The sequence below is a fragment of the Jannaschia sp. S6380 genome (assembly GCF_023015695.1).
Taxonomy (GTDB): domain Bacteria; phylum Pseudomonadota; class Alphaproteobacteria; order Rhodobacterales; family Rhodobacteraceae; genus Jannaschia.
Genome location: NZ_JALKAS010000001.1, coordinates 648,724 through 664,050 on the forward strand (window position 1 = coordinate 648,724; position 15,327 = coordinate 664,050).

Genomic DNA, 15,327 nt, shown 5'->3' on the forward strand with positions numbered 1-15,327 from the left:
GTTTGAGCGTCATGAGATACTTGCTTGCCCTGGTGGCGCTGTCCGCCTGCGCCCCTGCCCCCGACCCCGTCTGGCTGAAGCCGGGCACGCCCGCCCTGGCGGCGGAGCGGGCGTTCCTGTCCTGCGCCGCCGAAGCGCGTCGCGACTTTCCCGAACGCGATCGGATCGCGACGGCGCCCCGCGTCGTGCTGGGCGGGCGGGTCTGCGACGGCAATATCTGTCTGGGCGGCTACAACGGCCCCGACATCTATTCCTACGACCGCAACGGGCCCCTGCGCGAACGGGCGCTGGCCGCCTGCATGGCGGCCGAGGGATACCGGGCCGCCGACCTGCCGGCCTGTCCGTGGGGCGAGGCGACCCTGTTGCAGAGCCAGCCGTTCGACACGACCGGCCTTTGCGTGATCGACGGGCGGATCGCGGCGCCCTCCTAGTCGTCGACCCGCGCCACGCGCGCCCCGCCCCGGCTGGTCGTCACGACGCCAAGCGACTTGAGCTTGCGGTGCAGCGCGCTGCGTTCCATGCCGACGAAGTTCGCGGTGCGGCTGATGTTGCCGCCGAAGCGGTTGATCTGCGTCATCAGGTACTGGCGTTCGAACAGTTCGCGTGCCTCGCGCAGGGGCAGGCTGGCCAGGCTGCCCGACAGGGTCATCTCGCCCGTGTCGCCGCCGCCATCGGTGGGGCTGGGCAGTTCGCCCGGCTCGATCGGACCGGTGCCGTCGCCCAGGATCAGCACGCGCTCGATCACGTTGCGAAGCTGGCGCACGTTGCCCGGCCAGCGCATCGTCTGCAGCAGCGCGTTCGTCTCCTCGGACACCTCGCGCAGCGGTAGGCCCTGGGCCTTGTTGAGCGCGGCGATGAAATAGTCGGCCAGCACCGGGATGTCGTCGCGCCGCTCTTCCAGCGAGGGGACGGCGATCGGGACGACATTCAGGCGGTGGTACAACTCCTCGCGGAAACGCCCCGCGCGCACCTCCTGTGCCAGGTCGCGGTTGGTGGAGGAGATGACGCGCAGGTCCACGCGCACCTTGTCGGTGCCGCCGACGCGGGTGAAGGCCTGTTCGACCAGGACACGCAGGATCTTGGATTGCGTGCCTTGCGGCATGTCGGCCACTTCGTCGAAATAGATCACGCCCTCATGCGCCTGCTCCAGCAGGCCCGGCTCGATCCCCTTCTCGGCGTTCTCGCGGCCGAACAGGACGGTCTCCATCCGCTCCGGTTCGATCGAGGCCGAGGAAACGGTGACGAAAGGTGCGCCGGCGCGGTTCGACTTGGCGTGGATGTAGCGTGCGGCCACTTCCTTGCCCGCGCCGGCGGGACCCGTCAGCATGACGCGCCCGTTGGAGTTCATCACCTTCTTGAGTTGCGCGACCAGGTTCTTGTAGGCCGCCGACTGGCCGATCATCTCGGCCGAGGACGCATCCTTGCGGCGCAGCTCGCTGTTTTCGTGGCGTAGGCGAGAGGTCTCCATCGCGCGGCCGACGACGACCATCAGCTGGTCGATGTTGAACGGCTTCTCAATATAGTCGTAGGCGCCCTGCTTGATGGCGGCGACGGCGATTTCGATGTTGCCGTGGCCCGAGATGATGATGATCGGGATATCCGGGTGGCTGCGACGCACGGATTTCAGGATGTCGATCCCGTCCATGTCGCTGTCCTTCAGCCAGATATCCAGGATCATGGCGGCGGGCGCCTCGTCCTCGATGGCCTTCATGCAGGCCTCGGCGGTGCCGGCGGTGCGGCAGAAATAGCCCTCGTCCTCCAGAATGTCGGAGACGAGGCTGCGGATGTCGTCCTCGTCATCCGTGATCAGTATGTCGCCCATGGTTCAGTGTCCCTCCTCGATATGGGGAAGCCTTATGACGGCTTCCGCTCCTTGATGTCCGTCGGCCGCGGGCGCCGCGTCGTGCAGCTCCAGCGTTCCGCCATGTTCCTCGATGATCTTCTTGACGATCGGCAGGCCCAGCCCGGTGCCCTTGTCGCGAGTGGTCACGTAGGGCTCGAACAGGCGCGCGCGGTCCTCGGGCAGGCCGATGCCGGTGTCCGAGATGCGGATCCGAAGCTGGGCACCGTCGACATCCAGTCGCACGCCCACGCGCCGCTCGAACTCCGCGCCCTGCTTGGCCTCGCGCGTCTCGATCGCCTCGCCCGCGTTCTTGATCAGGTTGGTGAAGGCCTGGCCCATCATCGTCTGGTCGAACTCCGCCATGACCGGACCGGCCGGAATGTCGGCCACGATCTCGACCGGATCCAGCGCCGCGCGCTGCAGCGTCACCGTCTCGCGCAGGAGGGCGGCGATATCACCACGCCGGCGCTCGGGTTCGGGCATGCGGGCAAAGCGCGAGAACTCGTCGACGATGCGCCGCAGATCGCCGGCCTGGCGCACGATCACGTCGGTCAATTCGGCCAGCTTGGCCGCGCTATCAGGTTCCAGTTCGCGGCCGAAGCGGCGCTTGACGCGTTCCGCCGACAGCTGAATCGGCGTGAGCGGGTTCTTGATCTCATGGGCGATGCGGCGGGCAACGTCGCCCCAGGCGGCCATCCGCTGCGCCGAAACGAGCTCGGTCACGTCGTCGAACGCCACGACATAGCCTTCCGTCGTTCCATCCGAGCCGAAGCGCGTGGCGATGCGGACCAGCAGGTTCTCCATCCGAGAATTGCGGACGACGCGGATCTCTTCCTGCACGGTGTCGGCGCGGCTTTCGCGCAACCGCTCGAACAGGTCTGCGTATTCGGGGACCACGCGGTCCAGCGCCATGCCGTAACGCTCCTCCTCCAGCCCCAGAAGGCGCTGCGCGGAACGGTTCATGAAGTCGATCTTTCCCTCCGGGTCCAGGCCGATGACGCCCGCCGTAACCGAGCCCAGGACGCTGTCGAACAGGCGCCGTCGGCGTTCGGTCTGCATGTTCGTCTCGACCAGCGCGTCGCGCTGACCCTTCAACTGCCGGGTCATCTGGTTGAAGATGCGGCCCAGCATCGCGATCTCGTCGTCGCCGCTATCCTCGCGCACGCGCACGTCGAGGTCGCCCTGCCCCACCCGCTGCGCCGCGCCCGCCAGGCGCCCGACGGGCCGCGACAGCCGTTCGGCGAACCAAAGCCCGGCCCAGGTCGCCGCCAGGATCAGGATCATCGCGAAGCCGAGGTAGAGCAGCCCGAACTCGAACAGCAGCCTCCCGCGGTCCCGCTCCAACTGATTGTAGAGCTGCGCCGTCGCCTGTGTCTCGTCGAGCAGTTCGAGGATGTCGCCATCGACCTGCCGCGTGACGTAGAGGAACCGATCGGTATAGCCATTCAGTTGAAGAAGGACGCGGAACTCGTTGATTTCCTTGTCTTCGATCAGGATAATCGCGCCCTCGCGCGCCTGCGTGATCTGCGCGGGCGTGACCGGCTCGAAATCGAACAGGTAGGACCGTTCGCCCCGGGCCCGTATCTCGCCCGCGCCGTCGATCACGAAAGCCTCCTCCAGCCCGCGCTGCACCAGTTCCTGGCCCTGACCCAGAAGCTCGCGCAAGTCGCCGTCGGCCATGAAGAACGACGCCCGCTTGGCCACGGTCAGGTATCCCGCCAGCGCGCGGGCGTCCTCGGTCAGGCCGTCGCGATGTTCCTGCGCGTACGCTTGCGCCGCTTCGACTGAATTGCCGAGCGCATTGCGTACCCGGTCCGAGAACCAGCCCTCGAGCCCGATATTGATGGTGATCGTGGCGAAGACCGCCGTCAGCACGGTGGGGATCAGCGCGATGCCGGTGAAGACGCCGGTCAGCCGCAGGTGGAGCTGCGATCCGGCCGATCCTGCGCGCCGCGCGGCGATCATCCGCGTCAGGCGGCGCACGACCAGCGCCGCGATCGTCAGGATATAGACCAGGTCGCCCAGCAGCACCGCGCGGAGCCAGCCGAAATCATCCTCGGGCTGACGAAAGCTGAGCGACATAAAGGTCAGGATCACGAGAACCGGGCCGAGCACCACGAGGGTGACGGCCAGAATCGTCTGCACCTGCCTGCGACCACTCCAGAGGAAGTGCCGCGACATGGCCTCGACTGAGGGGGCCGTGGGCCGCAAGATCGCCTCGTATCAATGTCTTACCGCGCGTCGTTCTTGCCGGATTGTTTCCGATCTGCAACGCCTGTGGCGGTTTTACATCAATTTGCGCCGCCGTGTCACGAGGATATCGAGATCGGTGATCTTCTTGCGGAGCGTATTGCGGTTGATGCCCAGCAGGTCGGCGCATTTCGCCTGATTTCCGCCGGTCGCATCCAACGCGATCTCGATCAGCGGCGCCTCGACGTCCCGCAACACGCGCTGATAGAGACCCGAGGGGGGCAACTGTCCGCCCTGCAATTCGAAATGCCGCCGAAGATGACGCTCGACCGCTTCCGACAGGTTGTCGGCGGCCGCCACGGCGCGCGGCCCTGCGCGACCCGTCTCGATCACCGCCTCGACCTCCGTACGAGCGATTTCCTCGGCGGGCGACGTCGCGACGAGGCGGCGGGTGACGTGTTCCAGTTCGCGCACGTTGCCGGGCCAGGGGTGCTGACGGATCAAGGCCATCGCCGGGTCCGAAAAGCGCCGGAGCGTTCCGCCATCGCGTTCGGCCCGGGTCAGGAAATGCGCGGCCAGCAGCGGAATGTCATCCACCCGTTCGCGCAAGGCCGGCACGTCGAGCTGCGCCCCGGCCAAACGATAGTAGAGATCCGCGCGAAAACCCGTCCCGTCGCCGCGGTCGAGATGCGGTGTCAGGTCGCGCTGCGTGGTGGCCATGATGCGCGGGCCGCTGCCGTCCAATGTATCCAGCATCCGCACGACGCGGCCCTGCGCCTCGGGGTCGAGGTCGCCGACCTCGTCGAAGAGGAGTGTGCCGCCGCGTGCGGCCGCAAGGATGTCGGCCGGCCCGTCGAACCCCGTCAGGTCGGCGGCGGTGGCGGTGACGAAAGGCAGCGCGCGCCGGTCGCTGAAATCATGTATGGCACGGGCGATCAGGGATTTTCCGGTCCCGCTTTCCCCTGTCACCAGCACGGGCAGGTCCGTGTTCATCACCCGCGCGATCAGCCGATAGAGCGCCTGCATCCGCGGCGTGCGCCCGACCAGCGGAAGGTCGTCCCCCTGGTCCTCGACGACCCCCCTTGCCGGTGCTGCGGCGCGCTTTTGCTCCAACGCCCGGGCCGCGCGCTTCATCAGGTCGGGCAGGTCGAACGGCTTCGGCAGATAGTCGAAGGCGTCCGCCTCGGCGGCTTGGATCGCCGTCATTATGGTGTTCTGCGCCGAGATGACGATGACCGGCAGGCCCGGCCGCTCCTCGGTGATGCGGGGCAGCGTCTCCAGCCCGTTGCCGTCGGGCATGACGACGTCCGAGATGACGAGATCGCCTTTCCCTTCCTCCACCCAACGCATGAGGGTCATCAGCGACGACGTCGCATGCACTTTGCAACCCGCCCGCGTCAGGGCCTGCGTCAGGACCGTGCGAATGGTACGGTCGTCGTCGGCGATCAGTATCGTGCCATCCATTGCTTAATCCTCAGTATCTTGCAGTCCGTTCTTCATGTCTTTCGGCGCGAGCGGCAGCGAGATGCGGAACGCCGTCCGACCGGGCGCCGTGTCGACGGCGATCCAGCCGTCGTGGTCGTGCACGATCTTGGACACCAGCGCGAGGCCGAGCCCGGTGCCGTTCTCGCGCCCCGAGACGAAGGGCTCGAACAGATTCGATGCGACCGAGGGCGGGATTCCGGGGCCGTCGTCCACGATCTCGATCTGAAGTGGCACGGCGCTGCGGGTGCCGTCGGGGCGGCGCACGCGCAGCGACAGCTCATAGAAGGTTCGGATCGTAATGTTTCCTTCGGAACCAGACGCTTGCGCGGCGTTCCTCAGAAGGTTCAGCACCACCTGCAACAACTGGTCCGCGTCGCCCCAAGCGGGTGGAAGCGAAGGATCGTAGGCTTCCGATATGGTCATGTGCGCGGCGAAGCCCACCATGGCCGATCTGCGCGCGCGGTCCAGGATGTCGTGCACGTTGATCGCGCGCCGCTCGGGCGGGCGCAGGTTGCCGAACTGTTCGACCTGCTCCAGCAGTTTCACGATCCGCCGGCTCTCCGCGACGATCAGGTCGGTCAGCTCCAGATCCTCGCCCGCCAGGTTCATGCCCAGCAATTGCGCGGCCCCGGTGATGCCGGCCAGGGGGTTCTTGATCTCATGGGCCAGCATCTCGGCCATGCCGATGGCCGAACGTGCGGCGCTGCGCGATTTGCGCGCCCGGTCGAGCCGTTGCGCGATGTCCTGCGGCGATATCAGGAGCAGCACACCATCGTCCAGCGGGCTGAGATGCAGCTCGCACCGGATAGCGGGGGCCGGACCTGCGCGCAGGGCCGTGTCATGCAGGGTCATCGGCGCCTGCATGCGCCTGACCCGGTCGGACGCGGCGGCCAGGCCGCCCTCGAATTCGAGGAGATCTGGCAGGACGGCGCCGTTAAGCGTGCGGGCGGAACGGTTCAGGAACCCCTCGGCCGGCCCGTTCGCCGCCAGAACCCGGTCGCCGGCATCCAGCGCGAAAGCCGGGATCGGCAGGGCCTGCCAGATGTCGCCCGTGATCATGCCGCCGCCCGTCGCGGGGGAATCAGCGCCGCCGGCAACAGGGCGGCCACCTCGTCGGGTGCGGCGGTCAGGACGCGGCGACGCATATCGGGGTCCGTGCCGGCATCGTCCATGTACCAGCCCAGATGCTTGCGCGCGACGCGTCCCCCCATCGCGTCGCCGTAGAACGCCAGGAGCGCAGCGTGGTGGCCTGCCACCATGCGCACGAAATCGCCCCGTTCGGGGATCGTGGGCCGCGGGCCGCGCAACAGATCGGCGGCGATCGCGGCCGGCAGCCACGGGCGGCCCTGCGCGCCGCGCCCTACCATGACGCCCGCCGCGCCCGAGGCCTCCAGGGCGGCGCGCGCATCGGTGGTGTCGCGGATATCGCCGTTCGCCAAGACAGGGATCGCGACCGCCTTGACGATCGGACGGATGGCGCCCCAGTCGGCCCGGCCCTTGTAGAACTGACAGCGCGTGCGGCCGTGGATCGTCAGCATCCGTATCCCCGCCCCTTCGGCCCGGCGGGCGAGCGCGGCGGTGTCGCGACTCTCATCGTCCCATCCCAGGCGCGTCTTCAGCGTCACGGGCATATCGACGGCGGCGACCACCGCTTCGATCAGGCGCAGGGCGTGGTCATGATCACGCAGGAGCGCCGAGCCCGAGAGCCCGCCCGTCACCTTCTTGGCGGGGCAGCCCATATTGATGTCGATGATGCCGGCGCCCTGCCCTTCCAGCAGCTTCGCCGCCTCGGCCATCCAGTGGGGATCGCGCCCGGCGATCTGGACGGCGGTCCCTTCGATCCGGGTGCCCAGTTCGGCCCGGTCGCGCACCGAGCGCTTGGCCTGCACCATCTCGCGGCTGGCGACCATTTCGGACACGACGAGGCCGGCACCGAAGGACTGCACCAGGTTGCGCGTCGGAAGATCAGTGATGCCGGCCATGGGCGCCAGCGCGACAGGCGAGGTCAGGCCCACCGCCACCAGACGTGGGTCGAGCGGGCCGGGTTCGTCTTGATGTACGGCGGTTGTGGGCATGGCGTGAATTTCGGGTCCGTCTGTCGTCACGGGAGATAGGGCCGTCGGGCCGGAATTGGCAGGGCCGGATCGGTGTGCCCAAGGGTGCGCCGACGCTATGCACAAGAATTAGGCAGATCGCCAGCACATTGCCCGTCCGGTTGTCACCTGGGGGCCCAGTCGCTAGGACGATCCGGTCCCCAAGCCGGAGCCCAGGATGACCCGACCGACCGTTACCGCGCTGATTGTGGCCGCCGGGCGCGGCACGCGGGCCGGCGGGGGAATGCCCAAGCAATTCCGCGACCTTGCCGGTCGACCCGTGTTGACGCGCTCCGTCGTCGCCTTCGATGGGCTGGTGGACGCGGTGGTCGTCGTGGTCGACGAGGCGTATCGCGAGATGGCGACCAGCATGGCGCCCGATACGCGGCTGGTTCTTGGCGGCGCGACGCGTGCGGCCTCGGTCGCGGCGGGGCTTGAGGCGGTCGAGACCGACTTCGTTCTGATCCACGATGCCGCGCGTCCGGGCGTCCCGCGCGAGGTGATCGGTTGTGTGATCGCGGCCCTGGGGGACGCGCCCGCGGCGGCACCGGCCCTGCCGGTGACCGACGCCCTTTGGGTCGGCGACGGCTTGGTGACTGGCCTGCGCGACCGTGCCGGGCTTTGGCGCGCCCAGACGCCGCAGGGGTTCCGGACCCAGGATATTCGCGCCGCCCATGCCGCATTCGCCGGAGAGGCCGCCGACGATGTCGAGGTCGCGCGCGCCGCGGGGCTGGACGTCGCGATCGTGACGGGCGACGAGGATGCGATGAAGATCACGACGGCCGGCGATTTCGCCCGCGCCGCCAGATTGTTCGAAGGGCGCCGCGAAATGGATGTGAGATTGGGCAACGGGTTCGACGTGCACCGGTTCGGCCCGGGGGACCACGTGGTCCTGTGCGGCGTACGGGTGCCGCATGACCGGGGCCTGCAAGGGCATTCGGATGCCGATGTGGGGCTGCATGCCATTGCCGATGCGATCTATGGCGCGCTGGCCGAGGGCGATATCGGGTGCCATTTCCCGCCCTCCGATCCGCAATGGAAGGAAGCCGACAGTGCCGTGTTCCTGGCCCATGCCGCCGACTTGGCACGGACCCGCGGCTTTGCGATCGGCAATGTCGACGCGACCTTGATTTGCGAGAGGCCCAAGATCGGGCCGCATGCCGCCGAGATGCGCGACCGCGTGGCGGCTATCGCCGGGCTCGATGCCGGGCGCGTGTCCGTCAAGGCGACCACGACGGAGCGCCTGGGCTTTGCCGGCCGGGCTGAGGGCATCGCCTGCATGTCCACGGTCGCACTGGTGTCCGCGTGATCGCGCGGCTGATCGCGACGGTCGGGCTCGTGGGCCTGATGCGGCCCGCGCCGGGCACGTGGGGATCGATCGCGGCGCTGCCCCTGGCGTGGATTGCGATGCAGGGCGGGCCGGTGTTGTTCACGGTGCTGACGGCTGCGCTGCTGCCGCTCGGCTGGTGGGCAACGGCGGAGGTGACGCGGGGTAAGGAGGATCATGATCCGTCCGAGGTCGTCATCGACGAGGTGCTGGGCCAGTGGATCGCGCTGCTGCCGATCGCGTGGGGCGCGGCGCAGGCCGGGGTGCCGGTGGAACGGCTCTGGCCGGGCTGGCTGGCCGCCTTGGTGCTGTTTCGCCTGTTCGATATCCAGAAGCCCGGACCGGTCGGATGGATGGACCGCCGCCGGGACGTCGCGGGCGTGATGCTGGACGATGCGGTGGCGGGCGCCCTCGCGGCGTTGGGCGTCATGGCGCTGGCTGCCTTGGCGCATCTGTGAACGCGCGCGCCCTTCTTCGGGCCTGCCGCGATCGCGGGCTGACGGTGGCCACCGCGGAAAGCTGCACCGGAGGAATGGTCGCCGCGGCGCTTACCGATCCGCCGGGGGCGTCGGAGGCGTTCGTCTGGGGTGCAGTGACCTATTCCAACGCGGCCAAGCGCAGCATGTTGGGCGTATCGCAGACGACACTGGTCGCGCATGGCGCCGTGTCCGAGGAAGTGGCGGTCGAGATGGCACGCGGCGCCCGCCTGCGATCGGGCGCATCGGTCGCGGTCGCGATCACCGGGATCGCGGGGCCCGGCGCATCCGCGCACAAGCCCGAAGGCCGGGTCTGTTTCGCGCTGGCCGACCCCGAGGGTGTCCATGCGGAGACGGTGGAGTTCGGCCCCCGCGGGCGCGATGCGGTGCGTCGGGCCGCGCGCGACCACGCGCTTGCGATGCTTCAGGCGTTCGCGGGGCCATAGAGTTCGCGCGCGCGCTTCTCGAACGCGGCGACGACGCGGTGCATCGCCTGGTTGAAGACCGAACCGACGACCCGGCCGACCAGCTTGTTCTTGAATTCGAAATCGACCCAGAAATGGACGCGACAGCCGTTCTCCAGCGGCTCGAACCGCCATTCGGACTGCATGTGATGGAACGGCCCGTCCAGATATTCCGTCTCGATGCGACGTTCGTCGGGCCAGAGGGTGACCTTGGAGCCAAAGCTCTCGCGGAAAACCTTGAAGCTGATGACGAGGTCGGCCAGCATCACCTCTCCCTCGGGTCCGCCGTCGCGCGAGCGGATACGCGCGGCCGCCGTCCAGGGCAGGAACTCGGGATATCGCGCGACATCCGCCACCAGGTCGTACATCTGTTCCGCCGAATACGGCAGGTCTCGGCTCTCGGAATGTCTGGGCATGTGGTCCCTTGGGTCTGGGGGCGTCTCCGTGCTAACGCCCGTCATGGCGCAAGGGTCCGAAGGGGGCAACATGCAGGACGGGTATGTGATCGACCAGATGATCAGCGCGAAGGCCATTGCCGCACGGATCGAAGCCCTCGCGCGCGAGATCGAGGTCCGGTTCGCCGGCACGGACAAGCTGATCGTGGTCGGCCTGCTGCGGGGATCGTTCGTGTTCATCGCCGATCTGGTGCGGGAGCTGGCCTTGCCGGTCGAGGTCGATTTCCTGGAGGCGTCGAGTTATGGCGACGCGATGGAGAGCTCCCGCGAGGTACGGATCCTGAAAGACCTGCGCGGCGAGATCGGCAAACGCGATGTGCTGGTGGTCGAGGACATCGTCGATACCGGCCATACGCTGCACCACGTCACCAACCTCTTGCGCTCGCGCGCGCCCGCCCGACTCGAGACGATCGCGCTTCTGGACAAGCCCTCGCGGCGCGAGGTCGACATCCGCGCCACATGGACGGGGTTCGAGATCCCGGACGCATTCGTGGTGGGCTATGGCATCGACTATGCCCAGCGGAACCGGAACCTGCCCTACATCGGATCGGTGCGCGTGATATCCGAGGCTTAGGCTTGGCCCATCCGCGCTGCGCGCATGGCGCGCAGTTGGTCGCTGGATACGTTGACGACCGGATCGCCCTTGTAGTCGGTCTTGGGCAGCGTCCCCAGCTGCTTGAAGAATGAAATCAGCAGGATCGACGTCACGGCCACGCCCGTGATCGCCTTGAAGAGCGGGGGCACGGTGGGCATCAGCGCGGCGTGATAAACGTTGGGCGTAAAAGTCTCGATCGCGACGTGGATCGGCGGGATCAGGAACAGGGCGGCCGCGACCAGGAGGGCTGATTTCACCAGCCCCCAGCCGACGTGACGAGGCGCGGCGATCCGGCCTGGCAACAGGAATGGCACCGCCAGCAGCGCGCCGAGCCCGGCATAGACATAGACGGCGTTCATCGCGTCGTAGCCGTAGGTCAGCGTTCCGGCCTCGGCCAGGCGGCCATCCTGGACCATCTGCCAGAGCAACCAGGCGGCCGCGATCAGGCCCAAGCCCATCAGGCGAAGGACGAACCAGTCGGCCAGGATGTAGAGCTTCATCGCGGCGCCGATGGCCGGAAGGTTGCTGCGGTGGGCCGGTGCGACCGTGCGGTGCAATTCCGGCAGGGACCCGGCGGGCGTGGTCGGGGCCGGGCGCGCGCCCCGCTGACTTAGGGCTGCGGCGGACGGCGTCTGGAACAGCAGGCCGATCATCGTGAACCAGGCAAGCTGGAGCGGAAGCGCGACGGCGGCATAGGCGCGCAGCCCATCCGCGCCCAGGGCCGATGTGACGAGCGCGGTGATTTCCTCGGGGGAGCGGGTGATTCCGGCGGCGACGTCATCGTTCGCAGCCTGCAGGATCTCGGTTATGGCCGGCTGCAGGAATGCCATCAGCGGCGGGTAGATCAGAACGCCGCCGAGCAGATTGAACGCGAAGAAATGGAACCAGCGATGCGGCCGGGCGACGACCTTCGGCGTCAACCGCGGAACGAGGAAGCAGAGCGAAGCCAGCAGGCCCAGACCGCCCCACATCACCTGATCGGCCGGGGTGCCGGCCCGGTTCACGACGCCATAGGCGGTGGTGCAAAGCGCGGCGATGCCGGTCAGGCGGATGAAGACCAGGTGAACCCGTTCCAGTCCCGTCCGGCCCGGCCGCGGCGCTTCCGTCCCCGTCGTGGCCTGGGTCGGCGATGCGGTGCGGGGCGCGCCGTTTGCCAGGCGGCAGACCACCGCGGCCCCCAGGAGGCCGAGCGCGATGCCGGTGATCCAGACCGAACGGACGGTGGTTTCCCCTTCGACCGAATAGACGAACAATAAAATCGCGACGTTACGGGCGAGCAACGCGGCCGCCGCTAGGCTGACAGCGAACAGGACGATGCCCCAGATCTTGTGCACCTTGGTGGAAGGAAAGCGCAGGCCATCCGGCAGCCACCACGGCACGAGCAGAAACAATCCGACGACGAAGGCCGTGAATTCCGAGAATGGCGGGACGTAGTGCGCGATCGATTGGCGCGAAGCAAGTTCCAGCGCCACCAGCGTCAGGAACGCAAGCGCGATCAGGCCGAGGCCGGAGATCCGCAGGTAGAGCGCGTAGAACAGGCGGAGGGACATGAAGCAACCGGATTGGAAACAAGCGATTGCCCCGTGTTTGCCCCCAAATCAGGGCAATATTCCGACCGACTATCTATAAAGCAGCGACACACCGTTTCTAAATATGTGCACTTTTCCCGGATCGGCCGTCAGATGCATCTCGCGCCCGCGGATATCGGTATGGATGCCCTGCAGCTTGGCGATCACGGTATTCGTCTCCTTGTCGGCCTTGGGCGCGGCGAAGTACAGCTGGGTCAATTCGCCTAGCGCCTCGACGATCTCGACCTTGCCGGAATAGGCGTAGTCCGGGCCGTTGGCGGGGACCATGTCCTCGGGGCGGATGCCGACATTGACCTGGGCGCCCATGTCCGACTCCGTGGTCGGCACGTTCGAGGTGAAGGTCCCGCCGCCTGCCGTCGTCTTCAGCGTGGTCACGGGGCCGGTGCCCACGATCTCGCCGGCCAGCAGGTTCATGGCGGGCGAGCCGATGAACTGTGCCACGAACTCGCCATTGGGCCGCTCGTAGAGTTCAAGCGGCGTGCCGACCTGCGCGATCCCCTTGTTTGCCAGAACCACGATCCGGCTGGCCAGGGTCATGGCCTCCACCTGGTCGTGGGTGACGTAGATCATCGTGCTCTCAGGCATCTGTTCTTTCAGCTGGGCGATCTCGATCCGGGTGGCGACGCGCAGGGCCGCGTCAAGGTTGGAGAGCGGCTCGTCGAAGAGATAGACCTTGGGGTCGCGCACGATGGAACGGCCGATGGCCACGCGCTGGCGCTGACCGCCGGACAGGGCCTTGGGCAACCGGTCCAGGTATTCGGTCAGTTGCAGCTTGGCGGCGGCGGCTTCGACGGCGGCATCCATCCTGTCCTTGGGGACCTTGGCGATCTTGAGGGCAAACTGCATGTTCTCGCGCACGGTCATGTGCGGGTAGAGTGCGTAGGACTGGAACACCATGGCGATGCCGCGCTCGGACGGGGGGACGTCGTTGACGACCACGCCGTCGATCTCCAGCGTGCCGTCCGAGATCTTCTCCAGCCCCGCGATCATGCGCAACAGCGTGGACTTGCCGCAGCCCGACGGCCCGACGAAGACCACGAGCTCCCCCGTCTCGATATCCAGGTCGATGTCCTTGAGCACCTCGACCGTGCCGCCATAGACCTTGGCCACGTCCGTGAGTTTCAGGTTCGCCATGTGTCGTCCCTCCCTGTTCTTTCAGTCCGCGCGCAGCAGAACATACTGCCACGGGCCAAGGTTCATTCCCGCCGCATCCGCGCCCACGGCCTCCCCGCCGATGCCCTCGATCCGCGTCCAGACGCCTTTGGGGGCTGGCACCGAATAGGTCCCACCGCCCAGGTTGAACGCGCAGAAGATGCGCTCGCCCTCGACCTCGCGGATGAAGGTCAGCACGTCGCCCCGGGCCTGCGTTTCGGTCTGCGACCCCGACCGCAGCGCCACGGATGCCGCACGCATCGCGATCACCGCGCGGTAGTGGTGCAGCAAGGCGTCGGGGCGCTGTTCCTGTGCGGCGACGGACTGGCCCAGATGTTCGGCGGCGACCGGCAGCCAGGGGCGCCCCTCGCTGAAGCCGCCATTGGTGTTCGACGCCTCCCAGACCATCGGTGTGCGGCAGCCGTCGCGGCCGGCGAATTCGGGCCAGAACTCGATGCCGTACGGGTCCTGCAGGTCCTCGAAGGCGACGCGCGCCTCACTCAGGCCCAGCTCCTCGCCTTGATACAGGCAGACGGTCCCGCGCAGTGCGTTGATCAGCGTGGCGTAGCAGCGCGCGCCCTGCCCATCCAGCTGCCAGCGCGTGATGTGGCGGGTCACGTCGTGGTTCGAGAACGCCCAGCAGGCCCAGCCGTCGGGGGCCTTCTGCTCCAGCTCATCGAACACCTCGACGACGCGGGTGGCCGTCAGCGGCTCGCCCGAGAGGAAATCGAAGGCGTAGCACATCTGAACGCCCTGCCCTTCGCGCGTATATTGGCCCAGCAGTTCCATGCCCCACTGGGAATCCCCGATCTCGCCGACGGCGGCGGCACCCGGATATTCGTCCAGCAGATCGCGGAAGCGTTTCAGGAAGACGAGGTTTTCGGGCTGGTTCTTGGAGTGGATGTGTTCCTGATGGTTGTAGGGGTTCACCTGCGGGGCGATCTTGGCGTTGCGCCGCTCGGGCGGCAGGGCCGGATTGTCGCGCAGCAGGGCATCCGCGAAGTAGAAGTTGATCGTATCGAGGCGGAAGCCGTCGACGCCGCGATCCAGCCAGAACCGCGTGACGTCGAGCATCGCGTCCTGCACGTCGGGGTTGTGGAAGTTGAAGTCCGGCTGGCTGACCAGAAAGTTGTGCAGGTAGTATTGCTGCCGCCGCGCGTCCCATTGCCAGGCCGGGCCGCCGAAGATCGACAGCCAGTTGTTGGGTGCGGTCCCGTCGGGCTTGGGGTCGGCCCAGACATACCAGTCGGACTTGTCGTTGTGGCGCGACAGCCGGCTTTCCTGGAACCAGGCGTGCTGATCGGAAGAATGCGACAGCACCAGGTCGATCATCACGCGGATGCCCAGTCGATGCGCCGCCGCGATCAACATGTCGAAATCGCCCAGCGTCCCGAACATCGGATCGACGTCGCGATAGTCGCTGACGTCGTAGCCGAAATCCTTCATCGGCGAGGTGAAGAACGGGCTGATCCAGATCGCGTCGACGCCGAGGCTGGCCACGTAGGGCAGGCGTTCGGTGATCCCGGCCAGGTCGCCGATGCCGTCGCCTGACGTGTCCTGATAGGACCTGGGATAGATCTGATAGATGACCCCGCCCCGCCACCAATTCAGGTCGGGGGCGGGAACGGGCGCTTGGGCGATCGCGGTCATGCGGCTTC

The 15,327-nt window shown here is 67.4% G+C and carries 14 protein-coding genes; 5 read left to right on the forward strand and 9 right to left on the reverse strand.

Features of this window, described 5'->3' with window-relative positions:
* Positions 1-11 precede the first annotated feature (11 nt).
* Complete coding sequence (locus MWU52_RS03360; protein WP_246949427.1) at positions 12-431, forward strand: hypothetical protein; 420 nt, start codon at positions 12-14, stop codon at positions 429-431.
* Here MWU52_RS03360 and MWU52_RS03365 read toward each other — a convergent pair.
* From MWU52_RS03365 to dusB, 5 genes are all read right to left on the reverse strand, one after another.
* Positions 428-1,822, reverse strand: a complete 1,395-nt coding sequence (locus MWU52_RS03365) for a sigma-54 dependent transcriptional regulator (RefSeq protein ID WP_246949429.1) — start codon at positions 1,820-1,822, stop codon at positions 428-430. The two genes, MWU52_RS03360 and MWU52_RS03365, sit on opposite strands and share 4 nt — an antisense overlap.
* A gap of 3 nt (positions 1,823-1,825) precedes the next feature.
* The gene (locus MWU52_RS03370; protein ID WP_246949431.1) at positions 1,826-4,024 is read right to left on the reverse strand and encodes a PAS domain-containing sensor histidine kinase; all 2,199 of its coding nucleotides are present in this window, start codon (positions 4,022-4,024) and stop codon (positions 1,826-1,828) included.
* A 105-nt stretch (positions 4,025-4,129) separates the two neighbouring features.
* A complete protein-coding gene (locus MWU52_RS03375; protein WP_246949433.1) occupies positions 4,130-5,497 on the reverse strand; it encodes a response regulator in 1,368 nt (455 codons plus the stop codon).
* A gap of 3 nt (positions 5,498-5,500) precedes the next feature.
* Complete coding sequence (locus MWU52_RS03380; protein ID WP_246949435.1) at positions 5,501-6,577, reverse strand: ATP-binding protein; 1,077 nt, start codon at positions 6,575-6,577, stop codon at positions 5,501-5,503.
* Positions 6,574-7,593 carry a tRNA dihydrouridine synthase DusB gene (gene dusB / locus MWU52_RS03385; RefSeq protein WP_281493890.1) on the reverse strand — a complete coding sequence of 340 codons (1,020 nt, stop codon included), beginning with the start codon at positions 7,591-7,593 and terminating at the stop codon, positions 6,574-6,576. The genes MWU52_RS03380 and dusB overlap by 4 nt, the downstream gene beginning before the upstream one ends.
* A 196-nt stretch (positions 7,594-7,789) precedes the next feature.
* On the opposite strand from dusB, the gene MWU52_RS03390 reads away from it, so the two are divergent.
* Genes MWU52_RS03390 through MWU52_RS03400 form a run of 3 tightly spaced genes read left to right on the forward strand, consistent with a single transcriptional unit; the run spans position 7,790 to position 9,860 of the window.
* Positions 7,790-8,920 (forward strand): bifunctional 2-C-methyl-D-erythritol 4-phosphate cytidylyltransferase/2-C-methyl-D-erythritol 2,4-cyclodiphosphate synthase, encoded by a 1,131-nt coding sequence (locus MWU52_RS03390; RefSeq protein WP_246949436.1) that lies wholly within the window; start codon positions 7,790-7,792, stop codon positions 8,918-8,920.
* Positions 8,917-9,396, forward strand: a complete 480-nt coding sequence (locus MWU52_RS03395; RefSeq protein WP_348645486.1) for a phosphatidylglycerophosphatase A — start codon at positions 8,917-8,919, stop codon at positions 9,394-9,396. Before MWU52_RS03390 ends, MWU52_RS03395 begins: the two co-directional genes overlap by 4 nt.
* Positions 9,393-9,860 (forward strand): CinA family protein, encoded by a 468-nt coding sequence (locus MWU52_RS03400; RefSeq protein ID WP_246949438.1) that lies wholly within the window; start codon positions 9,393-9,395, stop codon positions 9,858-9,860. Before MWU52_RS03395 ends, MWU52_RS03400 begins: the two co-directional genes overlap by 4 nt.
* Here MWU52_RS03400 and MWU52_RS03405 read toward each other — a convergent pair.
* A complete protein-coding gene (locus MWU52_RS03405) occupies positions 9,839-10,294 on the reverse strand; it encodes a type II toxin-antitoxin system RatA family toxin (RefSeq protein ID WP_246949440.1) in 456 nt (151 codons plus the stop codon). The two genes, MWU52_RS03400 and MWU52_RS03405, sit on opposite strands and share 22 nt — an antisense overlap.
* Before the next feature lie 70 nt (positions 10,295-10,364).
* On the opposite strand from MWU52_RS03405, the gene hpt reads away from it, so the two are divergent.
* Positions 10,365-10,907, forward strand: coding sequence for a hypoxanthine phosphoribosyltransferase (gene hpt / locus MWU52_RS03410; RefSeq protein WP_246952746.1), 543 nt, complete (start codon positions 10,365-10,367; stop codon positions 10,905-10,907).
* On the opposite strand, the gene MWU52_RS03415 is transcribed toward hpt, so the two are convergent.
* The 3 genes from MWU52_RS03415 to MWU52_RS03425 form a co-directional block, all read right to left on the reverse strand.
* Entirely contained in the window at positions 10,904-12,478 is a 1,575-nt protein-coding gene (locus MWU52_RS03415; protein WP_246949442.1) for a hypothetical protein, read from the reverse strand. The genes hpt and MWU52_RS03415 overlap by 4 nt on opposite strands.
* Positions 12,479-12,547: 69 nt before the next feature.
* Entirely contained in the window at positions 12,548-13,651 is a 1,104-nt protein-coding gene (locus tag MWU52_RS03420; RefSeq protein WP_246949443.1) for an ABC transporter ATP-binding protein, read from the reverse strand.
* Between the two features lie 21 nt (positions 13,652-13,672).
* Positions 13,673-15,319, reverse strand: coding sequence for an alpha-amylase family glycosyl hydrolase (locus tag MWU52_RS03425; protein WP_246949445.1), 1,647 nt, complete (start codon positions 15,317-15,319; stop codon positions 13,673-13,675).
* Between the last annotated feature and the right edge of the window lie 8 nt (positions 15,320-15,327).

Bases quoted from the DNA above. Each gene is read 5' to 3' on its own strand.
- MWU52_RS03420 (WP_246949443.1), bottom strand. From the start codon at position 13,651: ATGGCGAACCTGAAACTCACGGACGTGGCCAAGGTCTATGGCGGCACG.
- MWU52_RS03370 (WP_246949431.1), bottom strand. From the start codon at position 4,024: ATGTCGCGGCACTTCCTCTGGAGTGGTCGCAGGCAGGTGCAGACGATT.
- MWU52_RS03360 (WP_246949427.1), top strand. From the start codon at position 12: ATGAGATACTTGCTTGCCCTGGTGGCGCTGTCCGCCTGCGCCCCTGCC.
- hpt (WP_246952746.1), top strand. From the start codon at position 10,365: ATGCAGGACGGGTATGTGATCGACCAGATGATCAGCGCGAAGGCCATT.
- MWU52_RS03405 (WP_246949440.1), bottom strand. From the start codon at position 10,294: ATGCCCAGACATTCCGAGAGCCGAGACCTGCCGTATTCGGCGGAACAG.
- MWU52_RS03365 (WP_246949429.1), bottom strand. From the start codon at position 1,822: ATGGGCGACATACTGATCACGGATGACGAGGACGACATCCGCAGCCTC.
- MWU52_RS03415 (WP_246949442.1), bottom strand. From the start codon at position 12,478: ATGTCCCTCCGCCTGTTCTACGCGCTCTACCTGCGGATCTCCGGCCTC.
- MWU52_RS03425 (WP_246949445.1), bottom strand. From the start codon at position 15,319: ATGACCGCGATCGCCCAAGCGCCCGTTCCCGCCCCCGACCTGAATTGG.
- MWU52_RS03380 (WP_246949435.1), bottom strand. From the start codon at position 6,577: ATGATCACGGGCGACATCTGGCAGGCCCTGCCGATCCCGGCTTTCGCG.
- MWU52_RS03375 (WP_246949433.1), bottom strand. From the start codon at position 5,497: ATGGATGGCACGATACTGATCGCCGACGACGACCGTACCATTCGCACG.
- dusB (WP_281493890.1), bottom strand. From the start codon at position 7,593: ATGCCCACAACCGCCGTACATCAAGACGAACCCGGCCCGCTCGACCCA.
- MWU52_RS03390 (WP_246949436.1), top strand. From the start codon at position 7,790: ATGACCCGACCGACCGTTACCGCGCTGATTGTGGCCGCCGGGCGCGGC.